Origin of the sequence: Parabacteroides chinchillae, from assembly GCF_900108035.1 — a bacterium.
In the GTDB taxonomy this organism is placed as follows: domain Bacteria; phylum Bacteroidota; class Bacteroidia; order Bacteroidales; family Tannerellaceae; genus Parabacteroides; species Parabacteroides chinchillae.
The window spans coordinates 1-17343 of the sequence record NZ_FNVS01000006.1 but is presented as its reverse complement, the minus strand read 5'-3'; the positions used below and the strand labels follow the sequence as shown (position 1 = coordinate 17343).

Annotated in this window: 15 protein-coding genes; 8 read left to right on the top strand and 7 right to left on the bottom strand. The window is 49.2% G+C overall.

Features of this window, described 5'->3' with window-relative positions; genetic code table 11:
• Positions 1–86 precede the first annotated feature (86 nt).
• Entirely contained in the window at positions 87–641 is a 555-nt protein-coding gene (locus C4S38_RS05810) for a DUF3332 domain-containing protein (RefSeq protein ID WP_099463220.1), read from the bottom strand.
• Positions 642–1208: 567 nt separating this feature from the next.
• Between C4S38_RS05810 and C4S38_RS05805 the strand changes: the two genes are divergently transcribed.
• Positions 1209–2441, top strand: a complete 1233-nt coding sequence (locus C4S38_RS05805; protein WP_103982938.1) for a site-specific integrase — start codon at positions 1209–1211, stop codon at positions 2439–2441.
• A gap of 10 nt (positions 2442–2451) precedes the next feature.
• The gene (locus tag C4S38_RS05800) at positions 2452–2811 is read left to right on the top strand and encodes a hypothetical protein (RefSeq protein WP_103982937.1); all 360 of its coding nucleotides are present in this window, start codon (positions 2452–2454) and stop codon (positions 2809–2811) included.
• A 50-nt stretch (positions 2812–2861) separates the two neighbouring features.
• Here C4S38_RS05800 and C4S38_RS05795 read toward each other — a convergent pair whose 3' ends face one another.
• Together C4S38_RS05795 and C4S38_RS05790 are read right to left on the bottom strand one after the other, a co-directional pair.
• Positions 2862–3158: a helix-turn-helix domain-containing protein gene (locus tag C4S38_RS05795; RefSeq protein WP_103982936.1), complete on the bottom strand. Its 297-nt coding sequence runs from the start codon at positions 3156–3158 to the stop codon at positions 2862–2864.
• Between the two features lie 35 nt (positions 3159–3193).
• Complete coding sequence (locus C4S38_RS05790; protein WP_103982935.1) at positions 3194–3490, bottom strand: helix-turn-helix domain-containing protein; 297 nt, start codon at positions 3488–3490, stop codon at positions 3194–3196.
• A 202-nt stretch (positions 3491–3692) separates the two neighbouring features.
• Here C4S38_RS05790 and C4S38_RS05785 point away from each other — a divergent pair, with 202 nt between their 5' ends.
• The 6 genes from C4S38_RS05785 (at position 3693) to C4S38_RS15915 (ending at position 14524) form a co-directional block, all read left to right on the top strand.
• Positions 3693–4061: a helix-turn-helix domain-containing protein gene (locus tag C4S38_RS05785; RefSeq protein WP_103982934.1), complete on the top strand. Its 369-nt coding sequence runs from the start codon at positions 3693–3695 to the stop codon at positions 4059–4061.
• Positions 4062–4066: 5 nt separating this feature from the next.
• Positions 4067–4432: a helix-turn-helix domain-containing protein gene (locus C4S38_RS05780; RefSeq protein WP_008617930.1), complete on the top strand. Its 366-nt coding sequence runs from the start codon at positions 4067–4069 to the stop codon at positions 4430–4432.
• A 6-nt stretch (positions 4433–4438) separates the two neighbouring features.
• Positions 4439–6013 carry a DUF4099 domain-containing protein gene (locus tag C4S38_RS05775; protein ID WP_103982933.1) on the top strand — a complete coding sequence of 525 codons (1575 nt, stop codon included), beginning with the start codon at positions 4439–4441 and terminating at the stop codon, positions 6011–6013.
• A gap of 38 nt (positions 6014–6051) precedes the next feature.
• The gene (locus C4S38_RS05770) at positions 6052–8145 is read left to right on the top strand and encodes a type IA DNA topoisomerase (RefSeq protein ID WP_103982932.1); all 2094 of its coding nucleotides are present in this window, start codon (positions 6052–6054) and stop codon (positions 8143–8145) included.
• 174 nt (positions 8146–8319) lie between these two features.
• Entirely contained in the window at positions 8320–8760 is a 441-nt protein-coding gene (locus tag C4S38_RS05765; RefSeq protein ID WP_103982931.1) for a DUF1896 family protein, read from the top strand.
• A complete protein-coding gene (locus C4S38_RS15915; RefSeq protein WP_200817942.1) occupies positions 8750–14524 on the top strand; it encodes an N-6 DNA methylase in 5775 nt (1924 codons plus the stop codon). The genes C4S38_RS05765 and C4S38_RS15915 overlap by 11 nt, the downstream gene beginning before the upstream one ends.
• 69 nt (positions 14525–14593) lie before the next feature.
• Here the strand turns inward: C4S38_RS15915 and C4S38_RS05750 are convergent, their stop codons facing one another.
• Genes C4S38_RS05750 through C4S38_RS05735 form a run of 4 tightly spaced genes read right to left on the bottom strand, consistent with a single transcriptional unit; the run spans position 14594 to position 17255 of the window.
• Positions 14594–15157: a flavin reductase family protein gene (locus C4S38_RS05750; protein WP_103982929.1), complete on the bottom strand. Its 564-nt coding sequence runs from the start codon at positions 15155–15157 to the stop codon at positions 14594–14596.
• Between the two features lie 3 nt (positions 15158–15160).
• Entirely contained in the window at positions 15161–16000 is an 840-nt protein-coding gene (locus tag C4S38_RS05745; RefSeq protein ID WP_103982928.1) for an aldo/keto reductase, read from the bottom strand.
• Positions 15997–16530 carry a flavodoxin gene (locus tag C4S38_RS05740; protein WP_234999299.1) on the bottom strand — a complete coding sequence of 178 codons (534 nt, stop codon included), beginning with the start codon at positions 16528–16530 and terminating at the stop codon, positions 15997–15999. The genes C4S38_RS05745 and C4S38_RS05740 overlap by 4 nt, the downstream gene beginning before the upstream one ends.
• Before the next feature lie 44 nt (positions 16531–16574).
• Positions 16575–17255, bottom strand: coding sequence for a flavodoxin (locus C4S38_RS05735; protein ID WP_103982926.1), 681 nt, complete (start codon positions 17253–17255; stop codon positions 16575–16577).
• Positions 17256–17343 lie beyond the last annotated feature (88 nt).

Genomic DNA, 17343 nt, shown 5'->3' with positions numbered 1-17343 from the left:
ATTAGCAGACTGAAAATTGAGAAGGTGTGTCAAAAGTCGGAATTGCGTCCGGTAATATCGTTTTGACACAACCTCCCGATTGTTAATTATCTTGCGGCATAGTAAGAATACCCGTTAGCAACTTGCTGGAAAGCAAGTACGCCGGCTTGGTTTAGTTCTACATTCATTTCTTTTCCGTCCGGCAGATACATAACCACTTCGTCATTGTTTTCAAACTTAAGTAACTTGGTTGTTTCTCCGTTTGCTTCAACACTCCATGTTTTGTCTGCTTTGTCGAAAACAAGGTCTACGGCTTTTTCTTCTCCTTCTTTCTGGATATGATAACCGTCATTCTTTGTTTCAACGGTATATACTCCGTCTTTGGTGTCAACCGTTTTTACGGAACCGACGTCTGCAACAGGATTATCACCGCTCCAGAACTCAATAGAGTTAATTACCAATACATCCGCCAATGCAGAGATTTCATATACCGGAACAATCCAGAATGCAATAAATACAAGTTCGTTAACGAACTTGCTGTCTATGTTTCTGTTCCATGTTAAAAGTTTGTTGGTCAAACCGAAGGAACCGATACAGGATGAGAATAATACACTACTTGCTAATGTAGTTGCTAATAATAGTGTTAAACTTCTTTTTTTCATGAATTTTTAATTATTAGTTATTAATTCACTGCGAAGATATAAACTTTTCTATAATAATTCCTACTTTGTTATTATGCGAATTACCATTTCGACAAATCATCCCGATCATTTTCTGAAAACATCCCGATGATTTTTTTAAATGATCGGGATGATCTCATTTTGCCAATGAACTTGTGCGGCACTTTCGTTGTTGGGAAAGTTTATTGTATCTTTGCTGTCCAAAGTAAAGATAGTAAAAATAACTGAGACGGAGAGAAAAACGCAGAGAAATAATTGCAAGTGAGTGATTTACGGAAAGTTGGAGGTGAAGTAGTGAAGCCATTGAAAACTTGAAAAAAGCCAAGTAAAACCGGAGTTCAGTTACTATCCCGTTACTTTCGTTTTAGATGGATTTTGGTGGTGAATACGGCAGAAAAGCACTGCGAATATACTTCAAATTCAGGTATATGGCAAATAAATTCTGAAAAAAGAATACTGCCGGATTTGATTGCGGCGATTGGCTATGTTTTGCGTATCGACAGACAGCTCTACAAGGAATAATTTTGTAACCAAAAAAAATTGTAGAGTATGAGATCGACATTCAAAATTCTGTTTTACCTCAAACGCAACGCCCCGAAGAAAAGCGGGCTTGTACCGGTAATGTGCCGTATCACCGTGAATGGCAAAATATCCCAATTCAGTTGCAAGCTGGATGTGGAGGAAAAATTATGGAACGTGCAGTCCGGAAAAATGTCCGGCAAGAGCCTCGCGGCACAAGAGGCTAACCGCGTGTTAGACAAGATTCGTGTAGGTGTAACGAAAGCCTATCAGGAAATTTGCGATAAGGACAATTATGTCACCGCAGAGAAAGTACGCAATGCCTTCTTGGGCATGGGACAAAACCACAAGACGCTCCTTGCCGTGTTCCGTCAGCATAACGAAGATTACGAAAAGCAGGTCGGCAAGATGAAAAGCGTGCGTAGTTATTGGAAATACTGCACAGTGTACAACCATCTGGAGGAATACATCAAGTCCCGGTACAAGATGAGCGACATTGCATTGAAAGAGCTGACTCCGGCTTTCATCACGGACTTCGAGCTGTTTCTCCGTATAGAGAAACACCACTGCACCAACACCATTTGGTCGTATATGATGCCTTTGAAACGTATGGTCTATCTGTCCATCAACAACGGCTGGTTACAGCGTGACCCGTTCTACGCATACAGTATCAGTCCGGAACCGACCAAAAGAGGCTTTCTAAGCAAAGAGGAAATAGCCATGCTGATAAACGGCAAGTTCAAGAAGAAGAGCTATGAACTCATCCGTGACCTGTTCATCTTCTGCACCTTCACGGGGTTGACATTCGTGGATATGTATAACCTTACCAAAGCGAATTTGCAGACCTCTTTCGACGGGCATCTGTGGATAAAGACCAACCGCCAGAAAACGGGAGTCGAAAGTGATATTCGGCTGTTGGATGTCCCTCTCCGTATCATTGCAAAATACGAAGGTATGGCGGAAGGAGACAAATTGCTGCCCGTGCCCTGCTATCCGAACTGCAAGAACGGCATTAAAGTGATAGCAAAAAAATGCGGAATAGAGAAGAACGTAACTTGGCACATGAGCCGTCACAGCTATGCCACGACCATCTGCCTCTCCAACGACGTGCCTATTGAAACATTGTCCAAAATGCTTGGTCACAGAAGCATAAGGACTACCCAGATATACGCCAAAATCACGGGAGAGAAAATCAGCAGGGATATGGAACTTCTGTCCCACAAGATTGAGTTGATAGAAAAATTCATCTGTCAAACGATTTAGAATTGCAGCCATGAAAAGAGACAAGATTATCATAAGCGAAAACCGGGTTTCCATAACCGGCAATAATATCTGGATGAGTGCGACAGAAATCGCCGATCTTTTCAATGTTACGGCGGCATCGGTAAACAATGCCATACGGGGTATTTTGAAAACGGACATTCTGAACGACTACGAGGTATGCCGTACCGTCCGTATCGACGGGCGTGTAAACCTCGATGTGTTCAATATGGAACTTATCGTTCCTCTTGCCTATCGTTTCAACACTTACTATACAGCCTTGTTCCGCAAATGGCTGGTACGGAAAGCGACGGCGGAGGCAAAGGAACAACCGCCCATTTTCCTGCATTTGAGAAGCGGTTTCACATGTTAAGCCGGAGCATAACAAAGGCGGACAACCCTACAAAGTTGCCCGCCTTTGTCTTACCGTATCGCCTTGCGGTAGTTTTCTTCCAGCAGCCTTTCGATGTCGTACTCTTTATAGAGGACTTTGCCACCGAATACAATGAAAGGCAGCAATCTTGCATTGCGGTATTCCTGCAATGTCCGGCGGCTTACTTTCAGCCGTTCTGCCACCTCCTTGTCCGTCAGGTAGCGTTCCCCGTTCAGTGGCGGACGGTATTCAGCGGTCAGTCTGACCGCCTTCTTTACAGTTTTTCTGATGCCTTGCAGAAGCGTTGCCAATGGCTCGCTTTCCGCTGTCAATACATTCTCATTCATATTACTTCGGATTTAGTGGGTTTATATTGTTCTGTCTATGTCTCGTTCTTGGGTCGGTAACAGCCCACCAACGGTAAAATCCTCTCTACCTCTTCCGGCTTGTAAAAGAACTTCCTGTTGATTTGTGAACAGGCTATCAGCCTGTTGTCCCGCAGGGTCTGCAAGGTACGGGGACTGATGCGCAGCATACGGCACACGTCTTCCCCGTCCAGCCAGTTTGACAACCGCCTGTCATTGCATTTGCGCGACAGCACGTTCACTTTCTCCATAAGCGTTGCCACATCCGCGAGCAACGCCTCGAAAGCCTTCTTTTCGATAATCACTACTTCCATATTTTCAGATTTTGAGTTTTGCGCAAAAGTACGATGTGAGCCGGGCTGCCGTGTCCGTTTCCCGCCTCGCGGCTGTCTTTGGCACAGTCACGGCAAGCCAACGGAGACAGCGGAAAAGAAAACCTCACGTACCGTATGCGTACCTACCGAGCCCGCTTGCCGACTTCTTCGGAATTTTGCACCGTAATCAAAAATAAAGCGTATGGAAATCGTAACATTGGAAAGTTCCGCCTACAAGGAACTGATCGGACGGATTGAAAAAATATCCTCCTACATCGAGAAACAGGAAAAGCAGAAAGAAGAACAGACGAAAGAGACAAATGTGTGGCTCACGACCCGTCAGGTGATGGCAATGCTCAATGTCAGCCAACGCACCCTGCAACGTATGCGTGATGCCGGACGTATCGCCTACTCCGTTGTCGGGCACAACTGCCGCTACCATCTCAAAGAGGTGGAACGCTTTGTCCGTGACGGTCTCATCATCGGCAACCCCGAAAGGCTGGAAGAATTCAAGCACAACTACAAGGCGCGTATGAACGGCAAGCCCCGTAACCATGAAACCGACAAGTAAAGCCTATGGATACACTGGACAAGGAAACATTCCGGGAGTTCATGCGGCAGGTCTTCGACCGCCTTGACAGGCACGAGCGGCTCATCGCCTCACTGACAGGCAGCAACGCTCCCACGGATTTGAAGGAGGTCAAGCTCTTGGACGGCGAGCGGCTGTTTGACAATCAGGATTTGTGCCTGCTGCTTCAGGTAAGCAAGCGTTCCCTGCAACGCTACCGCAGCAACGGTGCGCTTGCCTACCACCTGCTCTGGCACAAGACCTACTACAAGGAATCCGATGTGCTGGACTTCATAGCCAAGTACATGAAGGACTTTCAAAAAGAAAACATCGGGCAGTTCAAAGCCCGTATCAATGTATCACTTAAAAAATAGACCAGTATGGCAAAAAAGACAAATGAAAGGGATGTGCTGATTGTCCGTGACGAGAAGACGGGCGAAATCAGCGTTGTCGCCGGGCTGAACGCGGACGGCACTCCCAAACGGGTCCCCGCCAAAGCGGAGAACACCAAAGACTTCATGACATTTGACCGGCACGGCGATGTCATAGACAACTTCTTCAAGAACTTCTACCGACAGTGCAAAGAGCCTTACCGCTTCGGCTTCTACCGGATTGCGGCGGAACAGGCGGACAAGCTCATCGACGCGATGAAGGAACTTCTGAAAGACCCCGTCGTCAATGCGGAACTGCTCGCCCCGCACAAGGTGGACACTTCGGAATATGTACGGGCAGTATCGGAAGAAGAGAAGCAAGACAATCATAATCAACAAACCCCAAACGAAGAGAATATGCAGGAACAGAAAGTACAGCCGGAAAACGGTCAGGAGACCCCGGCGGAAAAAAGAGGCTATCAGCCCATTGACGAGAGTAAAATTGATTGGAACAAGTTCGAGGCGCAGTACGGACTGACCCGTGACGACCTTGTGGCGTCCAAAAGTCTGGACAAGATGCTCAACTACCGGAAATCCGAACCTCTGACGGTGCGTGTGGAGGTCTTGGGCGAAAGGCAGGAACTCGGCGCACGTCTGGAACTCAAAAGGCTGCCGGACGGCAGCGTGGATTTTGTTCCCGACTTCGTGCGAAAGGAAGCCCGGCTGGATGAACCGCACAAGGGACACACCTTCACGGACGAAGAAAAGAAAGCACTCCAACAGACAGGCAACCTCGGTCGTGTCGTGGACTTGGTGGACAAGGAAACGGGAGAAATTATCCCCTCCTTTATCAGCATCGACCGCTTTACGAACAAGATTGAGGACGTGCCGGCAAACAAGGTACGCATCACGGACAAGATCGGCAAGACCGAAATCAGCGAAACGGAACAGGCACTGCTCAGGAGCGGAGGTTATGTCCGCAAGGAAATCGAGCTTGCAAACGGACGCAAGTTCCCCGCCATACTGCAAGTCAGTGCCATAGACAAAGGCGTGGAGTTCGTGCCGCGAAACGCACGTATCTGGCAGGGAGAGCGGCAAGGGCAAAGAAACGGGCAACGGAACGGACAACAGGAAAACAAGCCGCAGGAAAACAAGCCGCAGGAAAACCGGCAAGGACAGGAGCAGGGAGAAAGAAAAGGTCGTGCTTGGGTGGATGAGAACGGCAACATCAAGCCCATCGGCAAATGGAAAGGAGTCGAGTTCAGCGAACAGCAGAAGGCCGACTATGTTTCCGGCAAGACCGTAAGGCTGGAAAACGTGCCTGACGACAAGGGCAATCCCGCCACCATATACATCAAGTTCAACCACGAAAAAGGTCGTCCGTTACGTTACGACAACAATCCCGACACGGCACAAAAGGTAGCCCCGTCCAACGAGAGCCGTACCCAGATAGCCGTGAACAACGAGGGCAAGACCAACGAAGCCACGAAGCACGTCAAGGAGCCGTTGCAGCAGGGACAGACCGCCCCTGCCAATGAAAGGCAGCAGCGGCAGCAGAACAAGCCCAAAGGTCAGAGATTATAAAAATAACACCACTAAATCCATCGTAAATATAAAAGAATATGAAGACAATCATTGCAGAAAAACCGAGCGTGGCTCGTGAAATCGCCCGTATCGTGGGCGCGACAAAACCGGAAGAAGGCTATATGCACGGAAACGGCTATTATGTGACATGGGCTTTCGGGCATCTGGTGCAGCCGGCTTTGCCTGACGGTTACGGCATCAAAGGATTTTGCAGGGACAACCTGCCGGTCATCCCCGAAGTGTTCACTCTCGTGCCCCGGCAGGTACGCACGGAGAAAGGCTATAAAGCCGACAGCGGGGTGATGAAGCAGATAAAGGTCATTACCAGACTGTTCAACGACAGCGAGCGTATCATCGTGGCTACGGATGCGGGTCGCGAAGGAGAACTGATATTCCGTTACCTGTACCACTACATCGGCTGTACCGTACCGTTTGACCGTCTTTGGATCAGCTCGCTTACCGATAAAGCCATCCGCAAAGGATTGGCGGCATTGGAAGACGGGAGCAAGTATGACAACCTCTATTTTGCCGCCAAATCCCGCAGTGAAGCCGATTGGCTCGTGGGTATCAACGGTACGCAGGCATTGACCGTTGCTGCCGGGCGGGGTACTTATTCCGTGGGGCGTGTGCAGACACCCACGCTCGCTATGGTATGTGCCCGTTTCTGGGAAAACAAACGCTTTGTCCCCGAAGATGTGTTCCAGACCCACTTCACGGCACAAGGCAGCGACGCGGACAGCATCGCCAAGTTCTCGTCCGTAAAGAAATGGAAAGTGAAAACCGAAGCAGCCGAGGTATATAATCGGTTGAAGGACTGCAAGACGGCTACCGTCCTTTCCGTGGAACGCAAAGAGACCATACAGGAGACACCGCTTCTGTATGACCTTACTTCGCTTCAGAAAGACGCGAACACGAAGCATGGCTTCACGGCAGAGCAGACACTCGCCATTGCCCAGAAACTCTATGAGTCGAAACTCATCACCTATCCGAGAACGGGCAGCAGGTATATTCCCGAAGATGTGTTTGCCGGTATTCCTGCCCTGTTGAAAGGATTGAAGGAAAACACTAAATGGAGTGCCATTGCCGGACAGATGCGGGAACTCACCCGTCGAAGCGTGGACGACACGAAAGTGACCGACCATCACGCATTGCTGCCTACCGGAGTGAAGCCGCTCCTGTTCGCCAAAGAGGAAACCGTCCTCTATGAAATGATTGTCGCCCGTATGCTGGAGGCTTTCTCGCAAAAATGTATCAAGGACATGACTACCATCAAAGCCGAGTCCTGCGGGGAAGAGTTCGTTGCAAAGGGTTGTGTCATCAGACAACCCGGATGGCGCGGTGTCCTTCGTGAGAAAGAGGAAGAGACGGTGCTGCCCGAATGGAATGAAGGGGACGAGATTCCTGTTATCGGATGCTCGCTGACGGAAGGGAAAACCAAACCCAAACCGCTCCACACGGAAGCGACCCTGCTGGCGGCTATGGAAACCGCCGGCAAGGAGATAGAGGATGAGGAAGTCCGTCAGGCGATAAAGGATTGCGGCATCGGCACTCCTGCCACCCGTGCCGCCATCATCGAAACACTGCTCCGACGTGAATACATCGTGCGTTCCAAGAAGATTCTCGTGCCTACCGAAAAGGGGCTTGCCCTTTATTCCATTGTCAGGGGGATGGACATCGCCAACGTGGAGATGACGGGAGAATGGGAAGCCACCCTTGCCAAAATCGAGCGTGGCGAACTTCCTGCCGAAGCGTTTATGAGGGATATTGAAGCCTATACCCGCAAGATTACAACCGAACTGCTCTCCTGCGACAAAATTTTCGGGCACAAGGACTCCGGTTGCAGTTGCCCGAAATGCGGTACGGGACGTATGCAGTTCTACGGAAAGGTGGTGCGGTGCGACAACCCGGCATGTTCCCTGCCCCTGTTCCGACAGATTGCCGGAAAGACCCTGTCCGACAAGGATATGACGGAACTGATAACCAACGGGCACACGGGACTGTTAAACGGCTTCAAGAGCAAGCAGGGCAAACCGTTCAGTGCCGTCGTCTCCTTTGACGGGGATTTCAACACCGTCTTCGAGTTTCCCGAAAAGAAGGAAAAATCAGGAAGACCGGGAAGAAAAAGAAAATAATTGAGTAATTTTGCCACTGATTCATAGGAATAAACTGTTTTCCTTTCAAAAGGTCGATACGCTTATTTTACTATGGATTTAGTGGTGGCACTCGACGGGGACGTTGAGTGCCTTTTTCTTCCTCGTCCTCCGCTTTCAGCAACAATTCAATAATTCCACTAAATCCAAAGTAAGATGAAACAAAAGAACCGGCAGGTCGAACTGTCCTATTACGGATTATACCTGCAACAATATCTCATAGAGAACCATCCCGACAAATCCTCCGACAACGACTTCATGGCAGTAAGGGAAGACCTTGCCACCGACACTTTCGAGCAGGCGCGGCTCGTCGGCTACTCCGTGGAAGGAGCGCAGGAGCTGGCGATGAAAGCCCTGCTGCAAGGACTTCATTTCTCGGAGTTCCGTACCGTCGTTGATATTCTCGAAAACGAGTTCGGGACGAATGTACCGGCAGAAAAGGCACGCAGGCTGGCTCTCGCCTTATTGCCCAGACTCAAAGAAACTTTTTCCGGTTATCCGCTTTCCGATGATTTTGCCCTGTCATCGGAATACGACAGCCTCTATTCAGAACTGACCGGCACGATAGCCGTTTACCTCGACGAACATGGCATTTAACCGCAAGGAAAAACTAAGAGGAAACATCGAGGCGATACGGACGGCGTTCACGTTGGAGAAAGAGCATCGCAAGGCGACAGCCGAAGAGCGTGCTGTATTGGAAAAATACTGCGGTTTCGGCGGATTGAAATGTATCCTCAATCCCGCCACCGCACTGACGGATGCCGTCCATTGGGCAAAATCAGACCTCGAACTGTTTTCCATGACCGTGGAACTTCATAAGCTCATCCGTGACAACAGCGGCAGCGACATGGAGTACAAACGGTATATGGATTCTCTGAAAGCCTCCGTGCTGACAGCTTTCTATACCCCGAAAGAGATAACGGACACGCTTGTTTCCGTATTGAAAGATTACGGAGTAACCCCGTCGAAGGTACTTGAACCGTCGGCGGGGATGGGTGCGTTCATATCGTCCGTCAAGGAACACTCGCCGCAGGCGGAGGTGATGGCATTTGAGAAAGACCTGCTGACAGGCAGACTTCTCTCACACCTCTACCCGGAAGACAAGATACGGGTGTCGGGATTTGAAAAGATAGAAAAGCCGTTCAACGGTACTTTCGACCTTGCCATATCCAACGTGCCGTTTGGAGAGGTGGCGGTCTTCGACTCTGCATTTGCCATGAGCGACAGCCCCGCACGCAAGACGGCACAGAGAGCCGTACACAACTATTTCTTCCTGAAAGGTATCGACACGATAAGGGACGGCGGCATCGTGGCGTTCCTTACATCGCAGGGAGTAATGAACTCCCCTCGCAACGAACCGGTACGGCTTGAAATGCTGAAAGAGGCACGACTTGTTTCCGCCATCCGTCTGCCGAACAACCTCTTTACAGAAAACGCCAACACGGAAGTGGGCAGCGACCTGATTATTCTGCAAAAGGATACCCGTAAAGAGGGAATGACGGAAGACGAGAAACTGTTTGCACAGACGGGAACACTGCACGGGGTCAATATCGGGCGTTACTTCATCGAGCATCAGGAACAGATTGTCTGTACGAAATCGAAATTGGACACCGACCCATACGGCAAGCCTGCAATGGTCTATGAACACGAAGGAGGAGTACAGGGTATAGCGGAGCACTTGCGCAAACTGCTTGACGAAAACCTGCATAAGCAGTTGGTTATGCGGCTGTATGCCGGCGACATCCGCAACGCTCGGTTGAAAGAGGTGAAAGAAACGGTGCGGCAGGAACCACAGACCGTAGAGGTGAAAAGCAATCCGGCTCCCGAAAAAGCGGAAGAACCAAAACCGTCTGTCCATGCGGATGAGAAACCGGAAATCGAAGCTCCCGTGATGACCCTGTACGACCTGTTCGGGTTTACGGCGGAAGAACGGCGGCAGATGGAATCAAAGCCATTCAAAAAGAAAAGCAACAAAAACAATGGCAAAAGTACCGTCAGCCCCAAAAAGAAGACGGAGGTATCCGGCCTATTCAGCCGCCAACCTGTCGAAACAGTACCGACAAGACAAGAACCGCCCGACAAAGACATGATGACGGAAGAAGAGGCACATCAGGAAGCCATCTATGCCTCGCTGGATTGGGACGAAAACCCGCCCATCAACGGCTTTTATGAGGCGATGATGGGGCTTGGCGTGGAAGGCAGGGCACGGCTTCGGCAGCGGACAAGGGAGGCAAAGGCAGTGCAGCAGGCTCTTGTCTTCGACGAAGAACCGGCAGCAAGGCAGAAGATTCCAACAGAAACGGTACAGGTAGTTTACCCAATAGAAAACGGCTTTGAGGCGGAACATCAACGCCGCATAGCCGAAGTGGAAAAGCAGATACGGGATGAAGAGGCGGCTTTGTCGCCGGAAGAGAGACAACGCAAACACGAGGAGGAAATACTGCCCCGTCCGTTCACCGGCATCATGGAACCGCATCTGAAAGAAGGCTCGCTTGTCAGGGTAAACACGGTAGGCATACGCTACCAGATTGGTTATCTGAAAGACATCACGTCATACGGTGCGACATTCCATCCGCTCGACCTGCAAGGGTTGCAGAAAGAGAAAGCGGACTTGTATATCTCGTTACGGAACTCCTATGAACGGCTGTATGTCTATGAAGCGGAAAACCAGACGGAACACACCCGGCATCGCGAAAACCTGAACACCTATTACGACGAGTTCGTGATGCGTTACGGCAACCTCAACGCCAAACAGAACGCCACGCTGATTATGATGGATGCCTCCGGGCGGAACATCCTTTCGCTGGAGCGTGGGGAAAACGGTTTGTTTGTCAAGGCGGATATTTTCAGCCGTCCCGTATCATTCTCGACGGAAGAGAATGTAAGCGTGGACACTCCCGAAGAGGCACTTGTATCCTCGCTCAACCGCTACGGGAATGTGAATTTAGAGTATATGTGCGGGCTGTGCGGCAATACGGAAGACGAACTGACCGAAGCACTCAAGGGGCGTATCTACTACAACCCGACGGAGGGATGTTACGAGATTAAAGACCGTTTCATAGCCGGGAATGTGGTGCAGAAGGCAGAAGCGGTGTCCCGTTGGATGCAGGAGAACAAGGATAACGAAGAAGGACATCCGATGTTGCCTGCCGCCGAAGAGTCGCTCAAAGCCCTGCAGGACGCTACACCGGAACCCATCCTTTTTGAAGAGTTGGATTTCAACTTCGGGGAGCGTTGGATACCCACCGGCATCTATTCTTCCTATATGTCATACCTGTACGGGGTGGACATCAAAATCGCATACGTGGACAGCATAGACGAGTTTACCGTGTCGTGCGACCACAGGAATATGAAGATTTACGAGCAGTTCGCCGTGAAGGGATATTACAAGCGGTATGACGGCATCAACCTCTTGAAACACGCCCTGCACAACACCGTGCCGGATATTTACAAGAGTATCGGCAAGGACGACCACGGGAATGACATCAAGGTGCGGGACAGCGAAGCCATACAGCTTGCCAATGCCAAAATCGACGAAATCCGCAGCGGGTTTGTCGATTGGCTGGAAGCGCAGTCGCCGGAGTTCAAGAAAAGGCTGTCGGATATGTATAACCGGAAGTTCAACTGCTATGTGCGTCCGCAGTATGACGGCTCGCACCAGACTTTTCCGGACTTGGACATCAAAGCCCTTTCCGGACGGTATAACATAAACGAGATTTATGCCAGCCAGAAGGATTGTGTCTGGATGCTCAAACAGAATGGCGGCGGCATCTGTGACCACGAGGTGGGCACGGGAAAGACTTTGATTATGTGCATGGCGGCGTATGAGATGAAGCGGTTGGGGCTGGTGCATAAGCCGATGATTATCGGTCTGAAAGCGAATGTGGCTGAGATTGCGGAGTGCTACCGCACCGCTTATCCCCATGCGAGGATACTCTATGCCTCGGAGAAGGATTTCTCTACCGCCAACCGTATCAAATTCTTCAACAATATCAGGAACAATGACTACGACTGTGTAATCATGTCGCATGACCAGTTCGGCAAGATACCGCAGTCGCCCGAATTGCAGCAGCGTATCTTGCAGGCGGAGTTGGACACGGTGGAAGAAAACCTCGAAGTGCTGAAAAAGCAGGGAAAGGATATTTCAAGATCCATGCTGAAAGGCTTGGAAGTGCGTAAGTTCAACCTTGCCGCCAAGCTGGAAAAGGTCGCATACGCCATAGAACACCGCACGGACGATGTGGCGGACTTCAAGCAGATGGGTATCGACCATATCTTCGTGGACGAAAGCCATCAGTTCAAGAACCTGATGTTCAACACGAGGCACAGCCGTGTCGCCGGGTTGGGCAATCAGGAAGGAAGCCAGAAGGCTCTCAATATGCTCTATGCCATCCGCACCATTCAGGAACAGTCTGGGAAGGATTTGGGTGCGACATTCCTGTCGGGCACGACCATCAGCAACTCGCTGACGGAACTGTACCTGCTGTTCAAGTACCTTCGTCCTAAAGAGTTGGAGAGGCAGGATATTCGTTGCTTTGATGCGTGGGCGGCAATTTTCGCCAAGAAGACAACCGATTTTGAATTTAATGTGACTAACAACATCGTGCAGAAAGAACGTTTCCGCTATTTTATCAAAGTGCCGGAGTTGGCTATGTTCTACAATGAGATAACGGACTACCGCACGGCGGAGGATGTGGGCGTGGATCGTCCAGAAAAGAACGAGATACTGCATGACATTCCGCCTACACCGCAGCAGGAAGAGTTCATTCAGAAGCTGATGGAGTTTGCCAAGTCGGGCGATGCCACGATACTCGGCAGGGAGAAACTGTCGGAAACCGAAGAGAAAGCCAAGATGCTTATCGCCACGGACTATGCCCGTAAGATGGCATTGGATATGCGAATGATAAACCCCGACTACGAAGACCATCCGGACAACAAGGCGAGCCATTGTGCCAAACTGATTTCCGAATACTATCACAGATATGACGAACAGAAAGGGACACAGTTCGTATTCTCGGATTTGGGGACTTACCAGCCGGGACAATGGAGCGTGTATAGCGAGATTAAACGGAAACTGATAGAGGATTACGGTATTCCCGCTCATGAGATACGCTTCATACAGGAAACCAAGACGGAGAAAGCGAAAAAGGCGGTCATCAGTGCCATGAACGACGGTAGTGTCAGGGTGCTGTTCGGCTCTACGAGTATGCTCGGAACGGGTGTGAACGCACAGCAGAGGGCAGTCACGGTACATCATCTTGATACACCGTGGCGTCCGTCCGACCTTGCCCAGAGGGATGGACGTGCCGTGCGGAAAGGCAACGAGGTTGCCAAGCTGTTCGCGGGCAACAAAGTGGATGTTATCATCTATGCCGTATCGAAGTCGCTTGACAGCTACAAGTTCAACCTGCTGCATTGCAAGCAGACTTTCATCAGTCAGCTTAAAAGCGGTGCTATGGGCGCACGTACCATTGACGAGGGGGCTATGGATGAGAAGTCCGGCATGAACTTCTCGGAATATATGGCCATCCTGTCAGGGAATACCGACTTGCTCGACAAGGCGAAATTGGAGAAGAAGATTGCGGCTTTGGAGAGTGAAAGGAAGTCTTTTGCCAAAGCACGGGCGGAAGCGGAAGGAAAGTTGAATGGTCTTCAGACGGAGATAGCCAACAACAAGGTAATCATTGAGAAAATGACGGAGGACTATGATACCTTACTCTCCCGTGCCGAAACTGACAAGGACGGCAACAAGATAAACCGTATCACATTGGACGGCTTGACGGCAACGGACGAGAAGAGTATCGGTACAAGGTTGCAGGAGATTGCCAAGAACGCCACGACGGGCGGGTTATATACCCGTATCGGTGAACTGTACGGTTTCCCGATATATGTAATCAGCGAACCGACACTGAAAGACGGTGTTTCGGCTACCCAAAACCGTTTTGTCGTGGAGGGGCATTACAAATACCGGTATAACAACGGTCAGGTGGCTATGGCTGATACGAAAGCGGCGGCAATGAATTTCCTCAACGCATTGGAACGCATACCGCAGATTGTGGAACAGTACAAGGCAAAGAACGAAACCCACGAAACGAACCTGCCCGTATTGCAGGAGGTTGCCGGAAAGACATGGCGCAAGGAAGACGAACTGAAAGGGTTAAAGTCGGAACTTGCCGCCCTTGACCGAAAGATACAGTTAGAGTTGGCTCCGCCGACACTGGAAAACGGACAGGAACAGATAAATCAAACTGAGTCAGAAAAGGAAGGCATGAATAACGAAAACTGTTTAGTTAATAACATCCATAATTATTCCAGTATTACAGAGCCAATAAAAGGAACAAATAAAGGGATAAGATTTTGAAAAGAAAAGGGTTGCCAAATCAGCAACCCTTTTTACTATAACGTTAATACACCAATTAAAACCTTTACATTACAACAGAGTTGATCCGTCTTTGAAGGCTTTACCTACCACTTCTCCGAGTACACGGTAAGCACGCAATACGGAGTCAAACGAAATGGGTTGTAATTTTCCTAAATCTACTTTACCTTGTGTATTCAACATGGATTCATCTGCTTGCACATTTACAACCTCTCCCACGACGTGCATTTCTCCCAACGCCTCTTGCATTTCTACAACTTTACATTCGAGAGTCAGAGGATATTCGTCGATAACGGGTGCATCGACAAATTCGCTATGGGTAATGTGTACCCCAGCCTTTTCAATCTTATTTTCCTTACGTCCGGAAACAAGGCCGAAATAATCGGAAAGCACTAATGTTTCTACATTGGCAATACTTAACGTGAACGCCTTTTTGTGTTTCAGATTCTCTGTTGTTTTATGCCCAAGTGCGAGATTCAACGCGACATGATGATAACCGCATTGCCCTCCCCATGCCACGTTCATGGCGTTGGGTGTATCTTGTTCATCGTAGGTTGCCACTATCAATACGGGCAACGGAGCAACTATGGGAGTATTACCTAAATTCTTTTTCATATATTACCTCCAGTCCATAAACATTCGTGTGGTTTCCGCATCGTGATGATCGAAGAAAAGGCTTTTTCCCGTGTCGAGCGTGGAGATAGAAGCCATATCTTCAGCTGTCAGCTCGAAATCGAAGATGTCTATATTCTGCCGCATACGTTCGATGTGCGTGGATTTTGGGATGATGATGACGCCTCGCTGAATCAACCAGCGCAGAGCGACCTGTGCTACGCTTTTGCCGTATTTCATACCGATTTCTGCAAGTAAGGGATTTGTGAAAAAGTTGTTGCGACCTTCGGCAAACGGTCCCCACGACATGATGCGCGTACCGAACTCCTCCATGATTCTTTGCGGTTCTATCTGTTGGTTAAACACGTGGGTTTCCACCTGATTGACGGCAGGAACAACATCCATGTTGCTGGCGATGTCGATGAAATGGTCGGAATAGAAATTACTTACACCGATCGCCCGCAGTTTGCCTTCCTTATATGCCTCTTCCAACGCCCGGTATGCACCGTAACGGTCGCAGAAGGGCTGGTGCAGAAGCATCAAGTCGATGTAGTCCGTCTGCAACTTGCGCAGGCTCTCGTCTATGGAAGCCTTCGCCTTTTCGTAGCCATAGTTGGAAATCCATACTTTCGAGACCAAAAAAATCTCTTTGCGGTCGATACCGCTTTTCTTCACGGCATTGCCGACACCCTCTTCATTGTGATAGGCTTGTGCCGTGTCAATCATCCGATAACCGACTTTCAAGGCATCACTTACACAGCACTCGCACTCGGCAGGCGAAACCTGATAGACGCCGTAGCCCATCTGGGGCATTTCGACGCCGTTGTTTAATGTTACTTTATTCATTGAAATATCCATTTTTTAATTTCTTCTGATTTAGCAGGTAAACGAAGCCCTTTTCTGATTTTCAAAGCAGGATAACCTTTCTTTAGCGTGGCATCGGCTTCCGACATAGGGCTTTCGTAAGATGTGCAGAAAGGAAATATCACCTTGCCTTTCAGTTGTTCACCGTAATTGTCGAGAAAAGTACGGATTACAGCCGGTTCTTCGTGCCACCAAATGGGAAAACCGACAAACACCGTATCAACCTTTGAGAAGTCAATGTCAATCGGTTTAATGGCCGGTCGAAGCGACTGATTGAGGTGTTCCTGTGTGCAACGGGACTGCTCGTTTACCCAATTGACATCTTCAGACGAATAGGGCTGTTCCGGTAAAAGCCTTATCATTCTGGCTTCCGTCACTTCAGCAATCTGCTTGGCTGCAAGTTCGGTGTTGCCGGAATGTGTGAAATATACGATTGCCGATTTCTTGTTATTATCAGTTTTTGTTTGAGCTTGTACTGTACTGCTGCATGACATAGCTATAATTGCTGCCATTACAATGATATATTTAAGTATGTGCATAATTTTACGATTATATATTACTCAATTACTCCAATCTCTTTAAGCCATGAGGAAATGTTCTGTTCATTGATTCTTCCGCTTGTCAATCCTTCGCCCGTCAAGTGATCGGCATCAGGAGTGAGTTCCACAATACGTGCCAACGTTTCGTCACGGTAGGTCGAAGCATAGGTACAGAATGGAACGACGGTCTTTCCGTCGAAATCATAGCTTTCAGCAAAGGTACAAATAATCATCGGAGTCGTCCACCACCATACGGGACAACCGATAAAAACGGTATCGTATTGCTCCCAGTTTTCTATTTCATTGGCAATGGCAGGACGGGCATTGTCATTCTTTTCTTCCTGCGCCACCTCCGTGCATTCGGTGTAGTCGGTAGGATAAGGTATTACCGGCTCAATACGGAAGATGTCTGCTCCTGTCTGACGGACGATTTCCTGTGCCATACGTTGGGTTGTGCCGCCCCAACTGAAATAGGCAACCAGAATCTTGCTGTCACCGCTCGGAGTATCGGGATCATCGCCCGGTTCTTCAGGATTTTCCGGCTCATCGGGATTTTCGGGAGTGTCGTCCTCTCCATCATCGGGCATTTCAGGAGTTTCGATTCCCGGCGTTTCGGGTTCATAGTCTTCATTGGGTGAACAAGCACCGAACGTCACGATAGCCGCAGCCATCATCAGATAAATCAAATACTTTTTCATACGTAAATATTAAGCGTCCTACACAGCTTGTAAGACTGGTTTTACAATTAATTTAACATCTGCGAGTTTTTTGAGCAAAAGAAAGAAT